Here is a 15,598-nt window from a genome sequence, read left to right as displayed (position 1 = left end):
GGCCTGGACCGCCGCGGCCGCGCCTTCACCGCCGCGGCCGCGCCTGGACCGCTGCGGCCGCGCACTAGTCTTGACCCACCCCTGAACCAACCGAGGAGCACCACGATCGTGACCGACGCAGTCGCACCAGAGCCCGCAGACCTGCCCCAGGCACCCGAGCCCCGCACCGCGACGACGGCCACGACGGGCACCGAGCTCTTCGACGGCGTCCGCGGTGTCGTCGCGATCCGCGTCGGCGGGGTGCTCAAGGACCTCGCGGCCGACGTGGAGGCGGGGGAGACCGTCGAACCGGTGACGCTCGATGAGCAGGACGGCCTCGACATCCTCCGGCACAGCGCCGCACACGTGCTCGCGCAGGCCGTGCAGCAGATCAACCCGGACGCGAAGCTCGGCATCGGCCCGCCCGTCACCGACGGCTTCTACTACGACTTCGACGTCGCCGAGCCCTTCACCCCCGAGGACCTCAAGGCCATCGAGAAGGGCATGGACCGCATCGTCAAGCAGGCCCAGCGCTTCCGGCGCAAGGTCGTCACCGACGACGAGGCCCGCGAACTGATGACGGGGGAGCCCTTCAAGCAGGAGCTCATCGGCCTCAAGGGCGCCGCGGCCGAGGGCGACTCCGGCGAGAGCGTCGAGGTCGGGGCCGGCGAGCTCACGGTCTACGAGAACGTCGACCCGAAGTCGGGCGAGGTCGTCTGGCAGGACCTCTGCCGTGGCCCGCACGTCCCGCACACCCGGTGGATCGGCAACGCGGCGAAGCTCATGCGCGTCGCGGCGGCGTACTGGCGCGGCTCGGAGAAGAACCCGCAGCTGCAGCGCATCTACGGCACCGCCTGGCCGGACAAGGACCAGCTCAAGGCGTACCTCGTCCGACTCGAGGAGGCCGCGAAGCGCGACCACCGCAAGCTCGGCGCGGAGCTCGACCTGTTCTCGTTCCCGGACGAGATCGGCTCGGGCCTGGCGATCTTCCACCCGAAGGGCGGCATCATCCGCCGCGAGATGGAGGACTACTCGCGCCGCCGGCACGAGCAGGAGGGGTACTCCTTCGTCTACACGCCGCACATCACGAAGGGCGACCTGTTCGAGCAGTCCGGCCACCTCGGGTGGTACAAGGACGGCATGTTCCCGGCCATGCACATGGACGAGGCCCGCGACGAGGACGGCAACGTCACCCGACAGGGTGCGGACTACTACCTCAAGCCGATGAACTGCCCGATGCACATCCTGGCGTACCGCTCGCAGGCCCGCTCCTACCGCGACCTGCCGCTCCGGATGTTCGAGTTCGGCACGGTCTACCGCAACGAGAAGTCCGGCGTCATCCACGGCCTGACCCGCGTGCGCGGCATGACCCAGGACGACGCCCACATCTTCACCACGCAGGAGAAGATGAAGGAGGAGCTGACCACGACGCTCGAGTTCGTGCTCTCGCTCCTCCGCGACTACGGACTCGACGACTTCTACCTCGAGCTCTCCACGAAGGACCCGGAGAAGTACGTCGGCGACGACGAGGTGTGGGAGATCGCCACGAACACCCTGCGCGAGGTCGCCGAGGAGTCCGGTCTCGAACTCGTCCCGGACCCCGCCGGTGCGGCGTTCTACGGGCCGAAGATCTCCGTCCAGGCCCGCGACGCGATCGGTCGCACGTGGCAGATGTCGACCGTGCAGCTCGACTTCAACCTGCCCGAGCGCTTCGAGCTCGAGTACACGGCCCCGGACGGCTCGCGGCAGCGTCCCGTGATGATCCACCGCGCCCTGTTCGGCTCGATCGAGCGCTTCTTCGGCGTCCTCACCGAGCACTACGCGGGTGCCTTCCCGGCGTGGCTGTCCCCGGTGCAGGTCGTCGCGATCCCGGTCGCCGCGGAGTACGGCGACTACCTCGACGAGGTCGTCGCGAAGCTCCGTGCGCACGGTGTCCGCGCCGAGGTCGACCACTCGGACGACCGGATGCAGAAGAAGATCCGCACGCACACCAAGGCGAAGGTGCCCTTCCAGCTGATCGCCGGTGGCGACGACCGCGACGCCGGGGCGGTCTCGTTCCGCTTCCGCGACGGTCGCCAGGACAACGGCGTGCCGGTCGACGAGGCGGTCGACCGCATCCTCACTGCGATCCGCGACCGCGCACAGGTCTGATGGACCGCACGGGAGGCACGGAGTCCGTCCCCGGGACCGGTCACGTCGTCGACGTGGCCGGCTCCGGGGCCCCGGCCGACTCCGGGAGGCCGGCCGGCTCCGCGATCCCGGCCGACCCCGGTCCGCCGGTCGTCGACACGGGCGGTGCCGCGGGCACCGGCAGCGCGGACGACCCGCTGGTGATCCGCGACGCGGCCACGGGTGCGGCGGTGCCGGACGCCTTCCAGCGCCTGTGGAACCCGCACCGCATGGCCTACATCGACGCCGGGCGGGAAGGTCGGGGCCGCGGGCACGAGGACGACTGCCCGTTCTGCGAGGCGCCGCGGAAGTCCGACGAGGACGCCCTGATCGTCGCCCGCGGTGAGCACGCCTACGTACTGCTCAACCTGTTCCCGTACAACAACGGGCACCTGCTCGTCTGCCCCTACCGCCACGTCCCGCTGTACGACGAGGCGACCGCCGAGGAGATCCGGGAGATCGCCGAACTGACCCAGACCGCGATGCGCGTACTGCGTGCGGTGTCGCACTGCGACGGCTTCAACATCGGCATGAACCAGGGCGAGATCGCGGGCGCCGGTGTGGCCGCGCACCTGCACCAGCACATCGTGCCGCGGTGGGCGTCGGACTCGAACTTCTTCCCGATCATCGCCCGGACGAAGTCGATGTCCCAGATGCTCGGTGACACCCGCCGGCTCGTCGCCGACGGCTGGCCCGCTGCGGACTAGACTGTCGGCATCATGAGCGACAGCACCAGCACCTCGGGCACCAACGGCACCTCGATCACCGGCTCCGACCGCGTCAAGCGCGGCCTGGCCGAGATGCTCAAGGGCGGCGTGATCATGGACGTCATCGACGCCGAGCAGGCCCGCATCGCGGAAGAAGCCGGCGCGACCGCCGTCATGGCCCTCGAGCGCGTCCCCGCCGACATCCGCGCGCAGGGCGGCGTGGCCCGCATGTCCGACCCGTCGATGATCGAGGAGATCATCGCCGCGGTCTCGATCCCCGTCATGGCGAAGGCCCGCATCGGCCACTTCGTCGAGGCGCAGGTGCTGCAGGAGCTCGGCGTCGACTACATCGACGAGTCCGAGGTGCTGTCGCCCGCCGACTACGTCAACCACATCGACAAGTGGAAGTTCACGACGCCCTTCGTCTGCGGCGCCACGAACCTGGGCGAGGCACTCCGTCGCATCACCGAGGGTGCCGCGATGATCCGCTCCAAGGGCGAGGCCGGCACGGGTGACGTGTCCGAGGCCACGAAGCACATCCGCACCATCTCGAAGGAGATCGCTGCGCTCCGTCACCTCAAGGAGGACGAGCTCTACGTCGCCGCGAAGGAGCTCCAGGCCCCGTTCGACGTGGTGAAGGAGGTCGCGCAGACCGGCAAGCTCCCCGTCGTGCTCTTCACCGCCGGTGGTGTCGCCACCCCGGCCGACGCCGCGATGATGATGCAGCTCGGAGCGGACGGCGTCTTCGTCGGGTCCGGCATCTTCAAGTCGGGCGACCCGGCGAAGCGCGCCGCGGCGATCGTCAAGGCCGTGACCTTCCACGACGACCCGAAGGTCATCGCCGAGGTCTCCCGCGGTCTGGGCGAGGCCATGGTCGGCATCAACGTCGCCGACGTCCCCGCTCCGCATCGCCTCGCCGAGCGCGGCTGGTGAGCGCCCGACCCCGCATCGGGGTCCTCGCGCTGCAGGGTGACTTCCGCGAGCACATCGCCTCGCTGACGGAGCTCGGCGCCGACGTGGTGCCGCTCCGTCGGCCCGAGGAGATCGAGGCGCTCGACGGCGTCGTGATCCCCGGCGGTGAGTCGAGCGTCATGGACAAGCTGTCCCGGACGTTCGGCGTCGCCGAACCACTGAGCGCAGCGATCCGCGGGGGACTCCCCGCCTACGGCACCTGTGCCGGGATGATCATGCTGTCCTCCCGGATCGCCGCGGGCATCCCGGGGCAGCAGACGCTCGCCGTGCTCGACACGACCGTGCGCCGCAACGCCTTCGGCAGCCAGAACGACTCCTTCGAGACCGACATCCCGATGCCGGCACTCGGCGAGGCCCCCGTGCACGCGGTGTTCATCCGCGCCCCCGTGGTCGAGGAGCACGGCGCCGGTGTCCAGGTGCTCGGTGCCCTCGCCGACGGGCAGGTCGTCGCCGTGCAGCAGGACGCCGTGCTCGCGAGCGCGTTCCACCCCGAGGTCGCCGGCGAGGACCGCTTCCACCGCCGCTTCCTCGACATCGTCCGCAGCGCTTAGGTCCTCCCGACCCGCAAGACGCAACGTCGGCGGTTCCTCGCAGCGGCATCGCACTGCGCGGTGTCACCGACGTTGCGTTTCGCGCAAGGGGGCGGGGCGGCGGTGATCCGCGCCTCGCGGCCGGTAGACTGGTCCGGATCTTCCGCTAGACGCAAGGAGCACCGTGTCCGGGCATTCCAAGTGGGCAACGACGAAGCACAAGAAGGCGGTCATCGACCAGCGCCGTGCGAAGTCGTTCGCCAAGCTCATCAAGAACATCGAGGTCGCCGCGAAGATGGGCGGCGCGGACCTGTCGGGCAACCCGACCCTGGTCGACGCCGTCCAGAAGGCCAAGAAGACCTCGGTCCCGAACGACAACATCGACCGCGCGATCAAGCGCGGCGCCGGCCTGACCGGTGAGTCGATCGAGTACACGACGATCATGTACGAGGGCTACGGCCCGAACGGTGTCGCGATGCTCGTCGAGTGCCTCACCGACAACAAGAACCGCGCTGCGGCCGAGGTCCGGACGGCGATGTCCCGGAACGGCGGCACCATGGCCGACCCGGGCAGCGTCGCCTACAACTTCTCGCGCAAGGGCGTCATCTCGGTCACGAAGACCGACGGTCTCGACGAGGACACCGTCATGACGGCCGTCCTCGACGCGGGTGTCGAGGACGTGGTCGACCAGGGCGGCGGCTTCGAGGTCATCACCGAGGCGAGCGACCTCGTCGCGGCGCGCACGGCGCTGCAGGACGCCGGCATCGACTACGACTCGGCCGATGCCGAGTTCGTCCCCGGGGTGAAGGTCCCGGTCGACGCCGACACCGCCCGCAAGGTCTTCAAGCTGATCGACGCGCTCGAGGACAGCGACGACGTGCAGAACGTCTACGCCAACTTCGACATCCCCGCGGACGTCCAGGCCGAGCTCGACGAGGACGAGGACTAGTCCGGTGCTCCGTGTGCTCGGGGTGGACCCCGGGCTCACCCGGTGCGGCGTCGGCGTCGTCGAGGTCGCACCGAACCGGCGCGCACGACTCGTCCACGTGACGGTCGTGCGCACGCCCGCGGACATGGCGTTGGAGCAGCGGCTCCTGCGCATCGCCGACGGCATCGCTGCCGAGATCGACGACCACCGCCCCGACGCGGTGGCGGTCGAGCGTGTCTTCGCACAGGCGAACGTCCGGACCGTCATGGGCACCGCGCAGGCGGCGGGGCTGGCGCTGCACGCCGCCGCCGCCCGTGGGCTGCCCGTCGGGCTGCACACGCCGTCGGAGGTGAAGGCGGCGGTCACCGGCTACGGGAACGCCGACAAGCGCCAGGTGCAGACGATGATCGCGCGGGTGCTGGGGCTCGACGAGGCCCCGAAGCCCGCCGACGCCGCGGACGCGCTCGCCCTGGCGGTCTGCCATGCCTGGAGGCTCGGATCACCCGACCGGGTCGGTCCCGGCCCGTCGACGCTCACCCCGGCACAGCGCGCCTGGCGGGACGCGCAGGCCGGGGTCGCGGACACGCCGCTCGCGCGTGCCGCTGCCGCGGCATCGCGTCCGGGTGCCGCCGCGCGGCGGGCCGGCGCCGTCGGTGGGCGGCCCTAGGCTCGTGGGCATGATCGCGAGCCTCCGGGGAACCTGCATCGACGTCTCCGGATCGGCCGTCGTGGTCGAGGTCGGGGGAGTGGGGTACGCCGTCACGGTCACCCCGGCGCACGCACTGACGATGCGCCACGGCTCCGAGGTGTTCCTGCGCACGGCGATGATCGTGCGCGAGGACGAGCACCTGCTCTTCGGCTTCGAGTCGACCGACGCGCTCCAGGTGTTCGACCTGCTCCGCAGCGTCTCCGGCGTCGGGCCGAAGTCGGCGCTCGGCGTCCTCGCCCACATGGACCCGGCACAGGTCGCCAACGCCGTCGCGAGCGAGGACGACGCGGCGTTCCGCAAGGTGTCCGGCATCGGCCCGAAGACCGCGAAGCTCATCACGGTCGCCCTCTCCGGCAAGCTCGTGGCCTTCGAGCAGGCGCCTGCGTCCGCGACGGTCGCGGGTGGCAGCGCGCACCCGGCCGCGCTCGACGTCGTGTCGGCGCTCGTCGGACTCGGCTGGCGCGAGGACGCGGCACAGTCCGCCGTCGACGCCGTCGTGGCGAGCGACCCGGGTGCCGCTGCGATGGGCACGCAGGCCCTGCTCCGCGCCGCGCTCGGCACCCTGCGTCCCGCGGGGGCCGGCCGGTGAGCGGGATCACCTCGGCGGGAGCCGAGTCGCAGGAGGAGCTCGCCTTCGAGGGCGCGCTCCGACCGAAGTCGCTCGACGAGTTCGTCGGGCAGCGCAAGGTCCGCGGCCAGCTCGACCTCCTGCTCAAGGCGGCGGCCATGCAGGAACGCACCCCCGACCACATCCTCATGGCCGGTCCGCCCGGGCTCGGCAAGACGACCCTCGCGATGATCGTCGCGCACGAGTCCGGTCGGCCGCTGCGGATGTCGAGCGGCCCCGCGATCCAGCACGCCGGCGACCTCGCCGCGGTGCTGTCCTCCCTCGTCCCCGGCGAAGTGCTCTTCATCGACGAGATCCACCGGATGGCGCGCTCGGCGGAGGAGATGCTCTACCTCGCGATGGAGGACTTCCGGATCGACGTGATGGTCGGCAAGGGTGCCGGCGCGACGAGCATCCCGCTCGACCTCGCGCCGTTCACCCTCGTCGGTGCGACCACGCGCGCCGGGCTGCTGCCGAACCCGCTCCGCGACCGCTTCGGCTTCACCGCGCACCTCGAGTTCTACGAGAAGGACGAACTCGAACAGGTGCTGATCCGCGCGGCGCACCTGCTCGACCTGCGCATCGACCGGTCCGCCCTGCGCGAGATCGCCGGTCGCTCCCGCGGCACCCCGCGCATCGCGAACCGCCTGCTGCGCCGGGTGCGCGACTACGCCCTCGTGCACGGCACCTCGGACGGGATGGCCGCCGTGCAGGGGGCGCTCGACCTGTACGACGTCGACGAGCTCGGGCTCGACCGGCTCGACCGCGCCGTCGTCGAGACGATGCTCACGCGGTTCGACGGTGGCCCCGTGGGCCTGAACACCCTCGCCGTCTCCGTGGGCGAGGAGTCCGAGACGATCGAGTCGGTGGTCGAGCCCTTCCTGGTCCGCGTCGGACTCGTGACCCGGACGCCCCGCGGGCGGATCGCGACCCCGCAGGCCTGGCGTCACTTCGGGATGTCCCCGGGCGACGGAGTCGGCGCGCAGCCCGGCCTGTTCGACGACTGATCAGGTATACGATATTCTGATCCCGGTCGCCCGAGTGTCGTGGTCGGCCCGCACGGACTCAGGCGGTTGCCCGATCGCGGACACGCCCGTGCCCTAGACTGCTACGGCCCGAAGCCGAGCAGCGACCGCTCCGGCTGGATCCGAGCAACCAGAGAAGGCACCGCCCCCATGGACCAATCACTCTTCCTCATCGTCATCATCGTGGCGTTCGCCGCGTTCATGTTCTACAGCAGCCGCAAGCGCAAGAAGCAGCAGGCGGAGCTCCAGACGAAGATGGTCCCGGGCTCCCGTGTCATGCTCTCGTTCGGCCTCTACGGCACGCTCGTGTCCGTCGACGACGACAAGGTCACGGCGGACGTCGAGGTCGCCCCCGGCACCATCGTGACGGTGCACCGCCAGACCCTGTCGCGCGTGGTCGACGAGGACGCGTCCGACGTCGAGACCACCGTCGTGCCCGAGGACGACGCTGCGGCGCCGAAGCCGATCGCCGACCTCAACGGCGAGCCCGTCTACGGCGAGCGTGTCGACGAGTCGGACCCGACGAAGCGCAAGACCGAAGACTGACGCCCTCGGCCGCCGGGTCCACCGACCCGGCGGCCACACCCCTGCCGCCGGCCGTGAGGTCGTCGGTCCTGAACAGAAAGACGAGACGACCGGTGGCACGATCGACACCCGTCAAGAAGGCGCTGCGCTCGCTCACCTGGTTGGTGATCATCATGGCTGCCCTGGCCGGCCTGAACACCGCCGCGTCGGTGCTCGCCGCCAACAGCAAGGACGACACCGACGAGTGGTTCGCCGGCGCGAGCTGGGTCCCCGAGTTGGCGCTCGACCTGCAGGGCGGCACGCAGCTGACCCTCGCGGCGCAGAACACCGAGGGCGGTTCCGTCACCTCGCAGCAGTTGAACCAGGCGGTCAACATCATCCGCCAGCGCATCAACGCGACCGGCGTCTCCGAGTCCCAGATCAACACGCAGGGCACGAACAACATCGTCGTGTCGATCCCCGGCAAGCCCGACAAGGCGACGATCGACCGGATCGAGGCAGCGGCGAAGCTGACCTTCCGACCGGTGCTCTACACCGAGGCGGCCACGAACACGGCGGTCGGCGGCAGTGACGGCGGGACCGCCTCGCCGACGCCGTACTCGCCGCCGGCATCGCTCGACGCGACCCCGAGCGCGAAGCCGACCAACGGCAGCGACCTGTCCCAGGTCACTCCGGCGCTGCAGGACCTGTACACGAACTACAACTGCGCTGCCCCGGACGACGTCACGGCGGCGCCCGACGACGAGCCGCTCGTCACGTGCGACCAGGACGGCGCCGCGAAGTACATCCTCGGCCCCGTCGAGGTCTCCGGTTCCGGCATCAGCAACGCGACCTCGGGTCTCGCCACCGACTCCCAGGGCGCGACCACCGGGCAGTGGGCAGTCAACCTGACGTTCTCGGGCAAGAGCTCGGATGACTTCCGCGACGTCACGAGCCGCCTCGTCAAGCTCCCCGCGCCGCAGAACCAGTTCGCGATCGTGCTCGACGGCACCGTCATCACGGCGCCCGCCTCGAACGCGGCCATCACGAACGGCAAGGCGCAGATCACCGGCAACTTCACCGCCGAGTCGTCCAAGACCCTGGCCGACCAGCTGAAGTACGGCGCCCTGCCCATCAACTTCCAGGTGCAGTCGAACGAGAACATCTCGGCGACGCTCGGTACCGCACAGCTCGTCGGCGGTCTCGTCGCCGGCCTGATCGGTCTGATCCTGGTCGTGATCTACTCGATCATCCAGTACCGGGCGCTCGCGTTCGTCACCGTGCTCTCGCTCGGCGTCGCGGCGGTGCTGACCTACCTCGTGATCGCGATCATGTCGTGGCGTGTCGACTACCGACTGTCACTCGCCGGCGTGGCCGGTCTCATCGTGGCCATCGGCATCACGGCGGACTCGTTCATCGTGTACTTCGAGCGCATCCGTGACGAGCTCCGCGACGGCCGTGGTCTCGAGAGTGCCGTCGAGTCGGGCTGGAAGCGCGCGCTCCGCACGATCCTGGCGTCGGACTCGATCAACTTCCTCGCCGCGGTCGTGCTCTACATCCTGGCCGTCAGCGACGTGAAGGGCTTCGCGTTCACGCTGCTCCTCACCACCCTGATCGACGTCGTCGTGGTCGTGCTCTTCACGCACCCGATGATGCAGCTCATCGCCCGGAGCCGGTTCTTCGGCGAGGGACACAAGTTCAGCGGACTCGACCCGTCCGCCCTCGGCGCCGTCTACCGCGGTCGGGCGCAGTTCCGCGCCCCGGTCGTGGACGGCAAGCGCCAGCGCAGCGCGGGCGAGGCCCAGCGCCGCCAGACGATCGCAGAGCGGAAGGCCCAGCAGGCCTCCGGCGACAACGGCTCCACGCCGGACGGGAAGGACGACTGATGGCCAGCTTCAGCCAGTTCGGCAGCGACCTCTACACGGGCAAGCGTTCGTACGACATCGTCGGGCGCCGCAAGACCTGGTACCTGATCGCCCTCATCGCGATCGTCGTGTCGCTGGCGGTGCCGTGGCTCCGCGGCGGCTACCACCTCGGCATCGAGTTCACCGGCGGGTCCGAGTTCACGATCTCGAACGCGAAGGACCTCGACCAGTCGGTCGCCACCCGAACGGTCGAGTCGATCGTCCCCGAGGGCGTGCCGCGCGTCTCCCAGGTCGGCCAGGACGGCATCCGCGTCCAGACCGAGCAGTTGACGGACCGCGAGACCAGCGAGGTGCAGGACGCCCTGGCCGAGGCCTACGGCGTGTCGGACGACCAGGTCGCCTCGACGTACATCGGCGCGACCTGGGGAGCCGACGTGCTCGCGCAGGCGATCCGCGGTCTCGTCATCTTCCTCGCGCTGGCGGCCGTGGTGATGGCCGTCTACTTCCGGACGTGGAAGATGTCCGTGTCCGCCATGGTCGCGCTGCTGCACGACCTGCTCATCACCGCCGGCGTCTACGGCATCGTCGGGCTCGAGGTCACCCCCGCTGCCGTCATCGGATTCCTGACCATCCTCGGCTACTCGCTGTACGACACCGTCGTGGTGTTCGACAAGGTGCGCGAGAACACGTCGCAGGAGTCGCACCGCACCTTCGTGCAGTCGGTGAACCTCGCCGTGAACCAGACGCTCGTCCGGTCGATCAACACCTCGGTCGTGGCGCTGCTGCCGGTCGCCGCGATCCTCTTCATCGGGTCGTACGTGCTCGGCGCCGGCACCCTGCGGGACATCTCGCTGGCACTGTTCATCGGCATCATCGTCGGCACCTACTCGACGATCTTCATCGCGTCGCCGATGTACGCCCACCTCCGCGAGAACGAGCCCAAGGTCAAGGAGGCCGACGCGAAGAAGACGCGGGCGGCCGAGAAGCGCCAGCGCGAGGTCGACGCCGCGGCCGAGGTCGCCTGATGGCGGTCGAGGTGCACGACGTCGACGTGGCCGAAGCCCGACGCCGGCTCGACGGGGGCGCGCGGTTGTTCGACGTGCGCGAGCAGGGGGAGTGGGACGAGGTGCACGCCCCGGAGGCGACGCTCGTCCCGATGTCCGAGCTCGTGGCCCGCTGGCAGGAGATCGACGGGGGTGACCAGCCCGCCATCGTCGTCTGCCACTCCGGCGCCCGCTCCGCGCGGGTCGTCGCCGCCCTCGAGCAGTCCGGGGTGCCGGCGGTGAACCTGACCGGCGGCATGGTCGCCTGGGAGCAGGCGGGCGAGCCGGTCGTGCGCGCCGGATCGTTCGGCGACGCCCAGGGCGAACCGCGTCACGAGCACTGACCGGACGCGCGTAGGCTTGCCAGACCGTACCCGGACACCGGTCGCAGGAGGCGCATCATGACGGACACCCGTGAGTCCTCGTCGCAGGGTGCGTCCACGCCCGGCGCGAGCCGTCCCGGGTCCGCGCCACGGCCCTCCAGTCCGCTGAACGCGACGACCACCGGCAACCTCGGTTCCCTGCGGTCGCTGCTGCCGCGCCTCTTCTCGCGGGCGCAGCCCGCAGGGGCGGTCGACACGCTCATCCGTACCGTCCGGTCGCACCACCCGAAGGCCGACGTCACGCTCATCGAGCGGGCGTACTCGGTGGCCGAACGCGCCCACGACGGCCAGAAGCGGAAGTCCGGCGAGCCGTACATCACCCACCCGGTCGCGGTCGCGCAGATCCTCGCCGACCTCGGGATCGGCACGATCACGATCGCCGCGGCGCTCCTGCACGACACGGTCGAGGACACCGACTACCAGCTCGACCAGCTGCGCGCGGACTTCGGCGACGAGATCGCGATGCTCGTCGACGGTGTCACCAAGCTCGACAAGGTCAAGTACGGCGACAGCGCGCAGGCCGAGACCGTCCGCAAGATGGTCATCGCGATGTCGAAGGACATCCGCGTCCTCGTCATCAAGCTCGCCGACCGCCTGCACAACGCGCGCACCTGGGGTTTCGTGGAGTCCGCGTCCGCGTCGCGCAAGGCCAAGGAGACGCTCGAGATCTACGCGCCCCTGGCGCACCGGCTCGGCATCCAGATGATCAAGCTGGAGCTCGAGGACCTGTCGTTCGCGGTCCTGCACCCGAAGCTGTACGTCGAGATCGACAGCCTGGTCAAGGAACGGCAGCCGAAGCGCGAGCAGTTCGTGCAGAACGTGATCGGCACGCTCAAGAAGGACCTGAAGGCCGCGAAGGTCCGCGGCGAGGTCATGGGCAGGCCGAAGCAGTACTACTCGATCTACCAGAAGATGATCGTGCGCGGGCGCGAGTTCGACGAGATCTACGACCTGGTCGGCATTCGCGTGCTCGTGCCGACCGTCCGCGACTGCTACGCGATGCTCGGCTCCGTGCACGCCCGGTGGACCCCGCTGCCCGGTCGCTTCAAGGACTACATCGCGACGCCGAAGTTCAACCTGTACCAGTCCCTGCACACGACGGTGCTCGGACCGCAGGGCCGTGCCGTGGAGATCCAGATCCGCACGCACGAGATGCACCAGCGTGCCGAGTTCGGTGTCGCGGCGCACTGGAAGTACAAGCAGCGTGCCCAGGGACGGGACGTCGACGCCTCCTCGACCACCGACGACCAGGACATGGCGTGGCTCGCCCACATCACCGACTGGCAGGCCGAGACGAGCGATCCGGGCGAGTTCCTCGATTCGCTCCGCTACGAGATCGGCGCCAAGGAGACGTACGTCTTCACCCCGCAGGGCAAGGTCATCGGCCTGCCCGCCGGTGCGACCCCGGTCGACTTCGCCTACGCGGTCCACACCGAGATCGGGCACCGCACGATGGGTGCCAAGGTGAACGGGCGCCTCGTCCCGCTCGAGAGCACGCTGTCGAGCGGTGACGTCGTCGAGATCTTCACCTCGAAGAACCCGGACTCCGGCCCGAGCCAGGACTGGCTGACGTTCGTCCGCAGCCCCCGTGCCCGCAACAAGATCAAGCAGTGGTTCACCAAGGAACGCCGCGAAGAGGCCATCGAGCAGGGCCGTGACGCGATCGCCCGGGCGATGCGCAAGCAGAACCTCCCGCTGCAGCGCATCATGAGCCAGGACTCCATCGCCGAGGTCGCCTCGTCGATGCGGTACGACGACGTCTCCGCGCTCTACGCGGCGGTGGGCGAGGGCCACGTGTCCACGCAGTCCGTCATCGAGAAGGTGCTCGGCAACGTGCAGACCGAGGCCGAGACGGACGAGCCCGAGCTCGCCTTCCCGCGACAGGTCACGAGCCGCCAGCTCCGGAACAGCGACAGCGGTGTGCTCGTCCGCGGCGCGCCCGACATCCTGGTGAAGCTCGCGAAGTGCTGCACGCCGGTGCCCGGCGACCAGATCGTGGGCTTCATCACCCGAGGTCAGGGCGTCTCCGTGCACCAGGCGTCGTGCACGAACGTGAAGTCACTGATGAACGAGCCGGACCGGATGATCGAGGTCGAGTGGGCCCCGTCGTCGAAGTCGGTGTTCCTCGTGCAGATCCAGATCGAGGCGCTCGACCGCTCCGGGCTGCTCAGCGACGTCACGCGCGTCCTGACCGACCACCACGTGAACATCCTGTCCGCGACGGTGTCGACGTCCTCGGACCGCCTGGCGCTCAGCCGGTTCGTGTTCGAGATGGGCGACACGACGCACCTCGACCGGGTGCTGAACGCCGTGCGGCGGATCGACGCGGTCTACGACGTGTACCGGGTCAGCGCGGGCTGACCCCGGCCGGCGCCTGATCGGGTGTCGCGGCGATCGCCTGGTCGAGACGCCGGGCCGCCTGCCGCACCATGGGGATCGTCCCGAGCGCTGCCAGGCGGCGCCGGACCTCGCCGACCCGCACCACCCCGATCGCCACGAGGCCGCGCAGGGCATCGTGCGCGGACGCGTCGAACGCGCCGGGCGCGCGGAGCAGGTCGACCGCGGTGCGCTCCGGCGAGGTCACCCGGATCGGGCCCACCAGCACGGTGTCCTCGGCGGGGAGCCGGACCTCGCGCAGCCGCACGTCGGGATCGACACGGATGCGGACGGTCGGCGGGACACTCACCTCGACCGGCGAGGGTGGGCGCGACGTCGCACCCCAGATCCAGGCAGCGGACCGCCCGCTCGCCATCACACGCTCGTCGGGCACGCGCCACGCGTGCGCGGCGGCGCGGAGGGCGGGCGTCTGCGGTTCCGCGGGGGAGGCCCAGCACCACCCGACGGAGACGAGCTCGCCGGCGAGCACCGCAGCGCGGAGCTCCGTCTCCGGCCAGTCGTCGCTGGTCAGCAGGCGGGGCGTCGGCACCCGCTCATCCTGCCGGACGGACGACCAGCGCGGTCGGGCCTGTGGAGAGGACGCCGGCCTCGGCGCTGCGGGCGCAGCCGTGACCGCCACCCCACCCGCGCGCCCAGCACGAGTGCGCACCCGTGAACGCGCCCGCGTGCCTGAGCGCCTGTTCGCCCGCGTCGCGTCAGCGCAGCACGTCTGCGCGGTGGACGAGCGCTGCCGCCCCGATGAGCGGCCCGTCCTGGGACAGCGCGGTCGGCACGATCCGGACCTTCGTCACGAAGCCGAACTCGACCCGCTCGGCCACCGCCTCGCGGGCGTACTCGAACAGGTCCGGCGTCACGTGCGAGAAGCCCCCGCCGATCGCCACGACCTCGAGGTCCACCAGGCTCGTCGCCGCCGCGACGGCCTGTCCGAGCGCCCGCCCGCTCCGCCGGACCGCCGCCACCGCGATCTCGTCGCCGGCCGCGTACGCGGCGGAGAGCTCCTCGCCGGTGCTCCCGGCGAAGCCCTGTCGCTGGGCCCAGGCGACGGTCTTCGGCCCGCTGGCGACCGCCTCGAGGCAGCCGGTGCCGCCGCAGGCGCACGGGTCATCGAAGCCGCCGCACTCGACGTGGCCGATGTGTCCGGCGTTGCCGGTGGGTCCGCTCACGGTGCGCCCGTGCAGGATGAGGCCGCCGCCGACGCCCGTCGACACGATCATCCCCATGACGTGGTCCGAGCCCTGCGCCGCACCGACCCAGTGCTCGGCCAGGGTGATCGCGAGCCCGTCCATCCGGAGCGTCACCGGCACCCCCTCGGGGACCAGGGCCGCGACCCGGTCGCGGAGCGGCCACCCGCGCCACACCGGCATGTTCAGGGGCGAGACGAGGCCGTGCTCCTCGTCGACCGGACCGGCCGCGCCGACCCCCACGCCGACGAGCCGGGCGTCCGCCGGCAGCGTCGCGAGGGTCGCCGTCACGACCTGGTCGACCGCCGCCTGCAGCTCGTCCGCACTCCGCAACGGTCCGGTGGGCTGCCGGTGCCGGGTGCCCGGCAGGACGACGCCCTGGTCGGTGACGAGGGCCGCCTCGACCTTGGTGCCGCCGAGATCGACGGCCAGCGCGATCGCGGACGAGGGGGACAGGGGTGCGGTGCTGGACATGCGCGCTCCGATGCGGCGGTCTGGAGGCCCGGCTCACCGTGACGACGTGACCTCGCGTCGGTGCGAGCCGGCCCCGGCGGTGTGGTCGGGTCGGTCGTTGCTGGTCCGGACGTCCGGACGGACCG

At 70.6% G+C, this 15,598-nt stretch carries 15 protein-coding genes; 13 read left to right on the top strand and 2 right to left on the bottom strand.

What is annotated here, in order from left to right; genetic code table 11:
• Window positions 1-141: 141 nt before the first annotated feature.
• The 13 genes from thrS (at window position 142) to ACIP6W_RS09445 (ending at window position 13,782) form a co-directional block, all read left to right on the top strand.
• Window positions 142-2,130 (top strand): threonine--tRNA ligase, encoded by a 1,989-nt coding sequence (thrS, locus tag ACIP6W_RS09505; protein ID WP_066658210.1) that lies wholly within the window; start codon window positions 142-144, stop codon window positions 2,128-2,130.
• 176 nt (window positions 2,131-2,306) lie between these two features.
• Window positions 2,307-2,855 carry an HIT domain-containing protein gene (locus tag ACIP6W_RS09500; RefSeq protein ID WP_251155514.1) on the top strand — a complete coding sequence of 183 codons (549 nt, stop codon included), beginning with the start codon at window positions 2,307-2,309 and terminating at the stop codon, window positions 2,853-2,855.
• A gap of 12 nt (window positions 2,856-2,867) precedes the next feature.
• Window positions 2,868-3,788, top strand: coding sequence for a pyridoxal 5'-phosphate synthase lyase subunit PdxS (gene pdxS, locus ACIP6W_RS09495; protein WP_066654286.1), 921 nt, complete (start codon window positions 2,868-2,870; stop codon window positions 3,786-3,788).
• Window positions 3,785-4,378 (top strand): pyridoxal 5'-phosphate synthase glutaminase subunit PdxT, encoded by a 594-nt coding sequence (pdxT, locus tag ACIP6W_RS09490; protein WP_400429153.1) that lies wholly within the window; start codon window positions 3,785-3,787, stop codon window positions 4,376-4,378. The genes pdxS and pdxT overlap by 4 nt, the downstream gene beginning before the upstream one ends.
• A 163-nt stretch (window positions 4,379-4,541) precedes the next feature.
• Window positions 4,542-5,306: a YebC/PmpR family DNA-binding transcriptional regulator gene (locus tag ACIP6W_RS09485; RefSeq protein ID WP_066654289.1), complete on the top strand. Its 765-nt coding sequence runs from the start codon at window positions 4,542-4,544 to the stop codon at window positions 5,304-5,306.
• Between the two features lie 4 nt (window positions 5,307-5,310).
• A complete protein-coding gene (ruvC, locus tag ACIP6W_RS09480) occupies window positions 5,311-5,952 on the top strand; it encodes a crossover junction endodeoxyribonuclease RuvC (RefSeq protein WP_235426326.1) in 642 nt (213 codons plus the stop codon).
• Window positions 5,953-5,962: 10 nt separating this feature from the next.
• On the top strand, window positions 5,963-6,583 hold the full coding sequence (gene ruvA, locus ACIP6W_RS09475; protein ID WP_066654290.1) for a Holliday junction branch migration protein RuvA: 621 nt from the start codon (window positions 5,963-5,965) through the stop codon (window positions 6,581-6,583).
• Window positions 6,580-7,608, top strand: coding sequence for a Holliday junction branch migration DNA helicase RuvB (gene ruvB / locus ACIP6W_RS09470; protein WP_066654292.1), 1,029 nt, complete (start codon window positions 6,580-6,582; stop codon window positions 7,606-7,608). The genes ruvA and ruvB overlap by 4 nt, the downstream gene beginning before the upstream one ends.
• 168 nt (window positions 7,609-7,776) lie before the next feature.
• A complete protein-coding gene (gene yajC, locus ACIP6W_RS09465; protein ID WP_066654294.1) occupies window positions 7,777-8,172 on the top strand; it encodes a preprotein translocase subunit YajC in 396 nt (131 codons plus the stop codon).
• A gap of 92 nt (window positions 8,173-8,264) precedes the next feature.
• Window positions 8,265-10,016, top strand: coding sequence for a protein translocase subunit SecD (gene secD, locus ACIP6W_RS09460; RefSeq protein WP_066654296.1), 1,752 nt, complete (start codon window positions 8,265-8,267; stop codon window positions 10,014-10,016).
• Window positions 10,016-11,020: a protein translocase subunit SecF gene (gene secF / locus ACIP6W_RS09455; RefSeq protein WP_066654302.1), complete on the top strand. Its 1,005-nt coding sequence runs from the start codon at window positions 10,016-10,018 to the stop codon at window positions 11,018-11,020. Before secD ends, secF begins: the two co-directional genes overlap by 1 nt.
• Window positions 11,020-11,382, top strand: a complete 363-nt coding sequence (locus ACIP6W_RS09450) for a rhodanese-like domain-containing protein (protein WP_081984848.1) — start codon at window positions 11,020-11,022, stop codon at window positions 11,380-11,382. Before secF ends, ACIP6W_RS09450 begins: the two co-directional genes overlap by 1 nt.
• A 57-nt stretch (window positions 11,383-11,439) precedes the next feature.
• The gene (locus tag ACIP6W_RS09445) at window positions 11,440-13,782 is read left to right on the top strand and encodes a bifunctional (p)ppGpp synthetase/guanosine-3',5'-bis(diphosphate) 3'-pyrophosphohydrolase (RefSeq protein WP_235426327.1); all 2,343 of its coding nucleotides are present in this window, start codon (window positions 11,440-11,442) and stop codon (window positions 13,780-13,782) included.
• Here the strand turns inward: ACIP6W_RS09445 and ACIP6W_RS09440 are convergent.
• Both ACIP6W_RS09440 and ACIP6W_RS09435 read right to left on the bottom strand, forming a co-directional pair.
• Window positions 13,769-14,347, bottom strand: coding sequence for a type IV toxin-antitoxin system AbiEi family antitoxin (locus tag ACIP6W_RS09440; protein ID WP_400338110.1), 579 nt, complete (start codon window positions 14,345-14,347; stop codon window positions 13,769-13,771). The two genes, ACIP6W_RS09445 and ACIP6W_RS09440, sit on opposite strands and share 14 nt — an antisense overlap.
• 166 nt (window positions 14,348-14,513) lie before the next feature.
• Entirely contained in the window at window positions 14,514-15,473 is a 960-nt protein-coding gene (locus tag ACIP6W_RS09435; RefSeq protein WP_066654306.1) for an ROK family protein, read from the bottom strand.
• Window positions 15,474-15,598 lie beyond the last annotated feature (125 nt).

It is taken from the genome of Curtobacterium sp. NPDC088465, assembly GCF_044753165.1.
In the GTDB taxonomy this organism is placed as follows: Bacteria; Actinomycetota; Actinomycetes; order Actinomycetales; family Microbacteriaceae; genus Curtobacterium.
This window is presented reverse-complemented; position numbering and strand designations above follow the sequence as displayed.

Coding starts and splice junctions, on each gene's coding strand:
- pdxS (WP_066654286.1), top strand. CDS start 2,868: ATGAGCGACAGCACCAGCACCTCGGGCACCAACGGCACCTCGATCACC.
- ruvA (WP_066654290.1), top strand. CDS start 5,963: ATGATCGCGAGCCTCCGGGGAACCTGCATCGACGTCTCCGGATCGGCC.
- yajC (WP_066654294.1), top strand. CDS start 7,777: ATGGACCAATCACTCTTCCTCATCGTCATCATCGTGGCGTTCGCCGCG.
- secF (WP_066654302.1), top strand. CDS start 10,016: ATGGCCAGCTTCAGCCAGTTCGGCAGCGACCTCTACACGGGCAAGCGT.
- ACIP6W_RS09450 (WP_081984848.1), top strand. CDS start 11,020: ATGGCGGTCGAGGTGCACGACGTCGACGTGGCCGAAGCCCGACGCCGG.
- ACIP6W_RS09445 (WP_235426327.1), top strand. CDS start 11,440: ATGACGGACACCCGTGAGTCCTCGTCGCAGGGTGCGTCCACGCCCGGC.
- ACIP6W_RS09435 (WP_066654306.1), bottom strand. CDS start 15,473: ATGTCCAGCACCGCACCCCTGTCCCCCTCGTCCGCGATCGCGCTGGCC.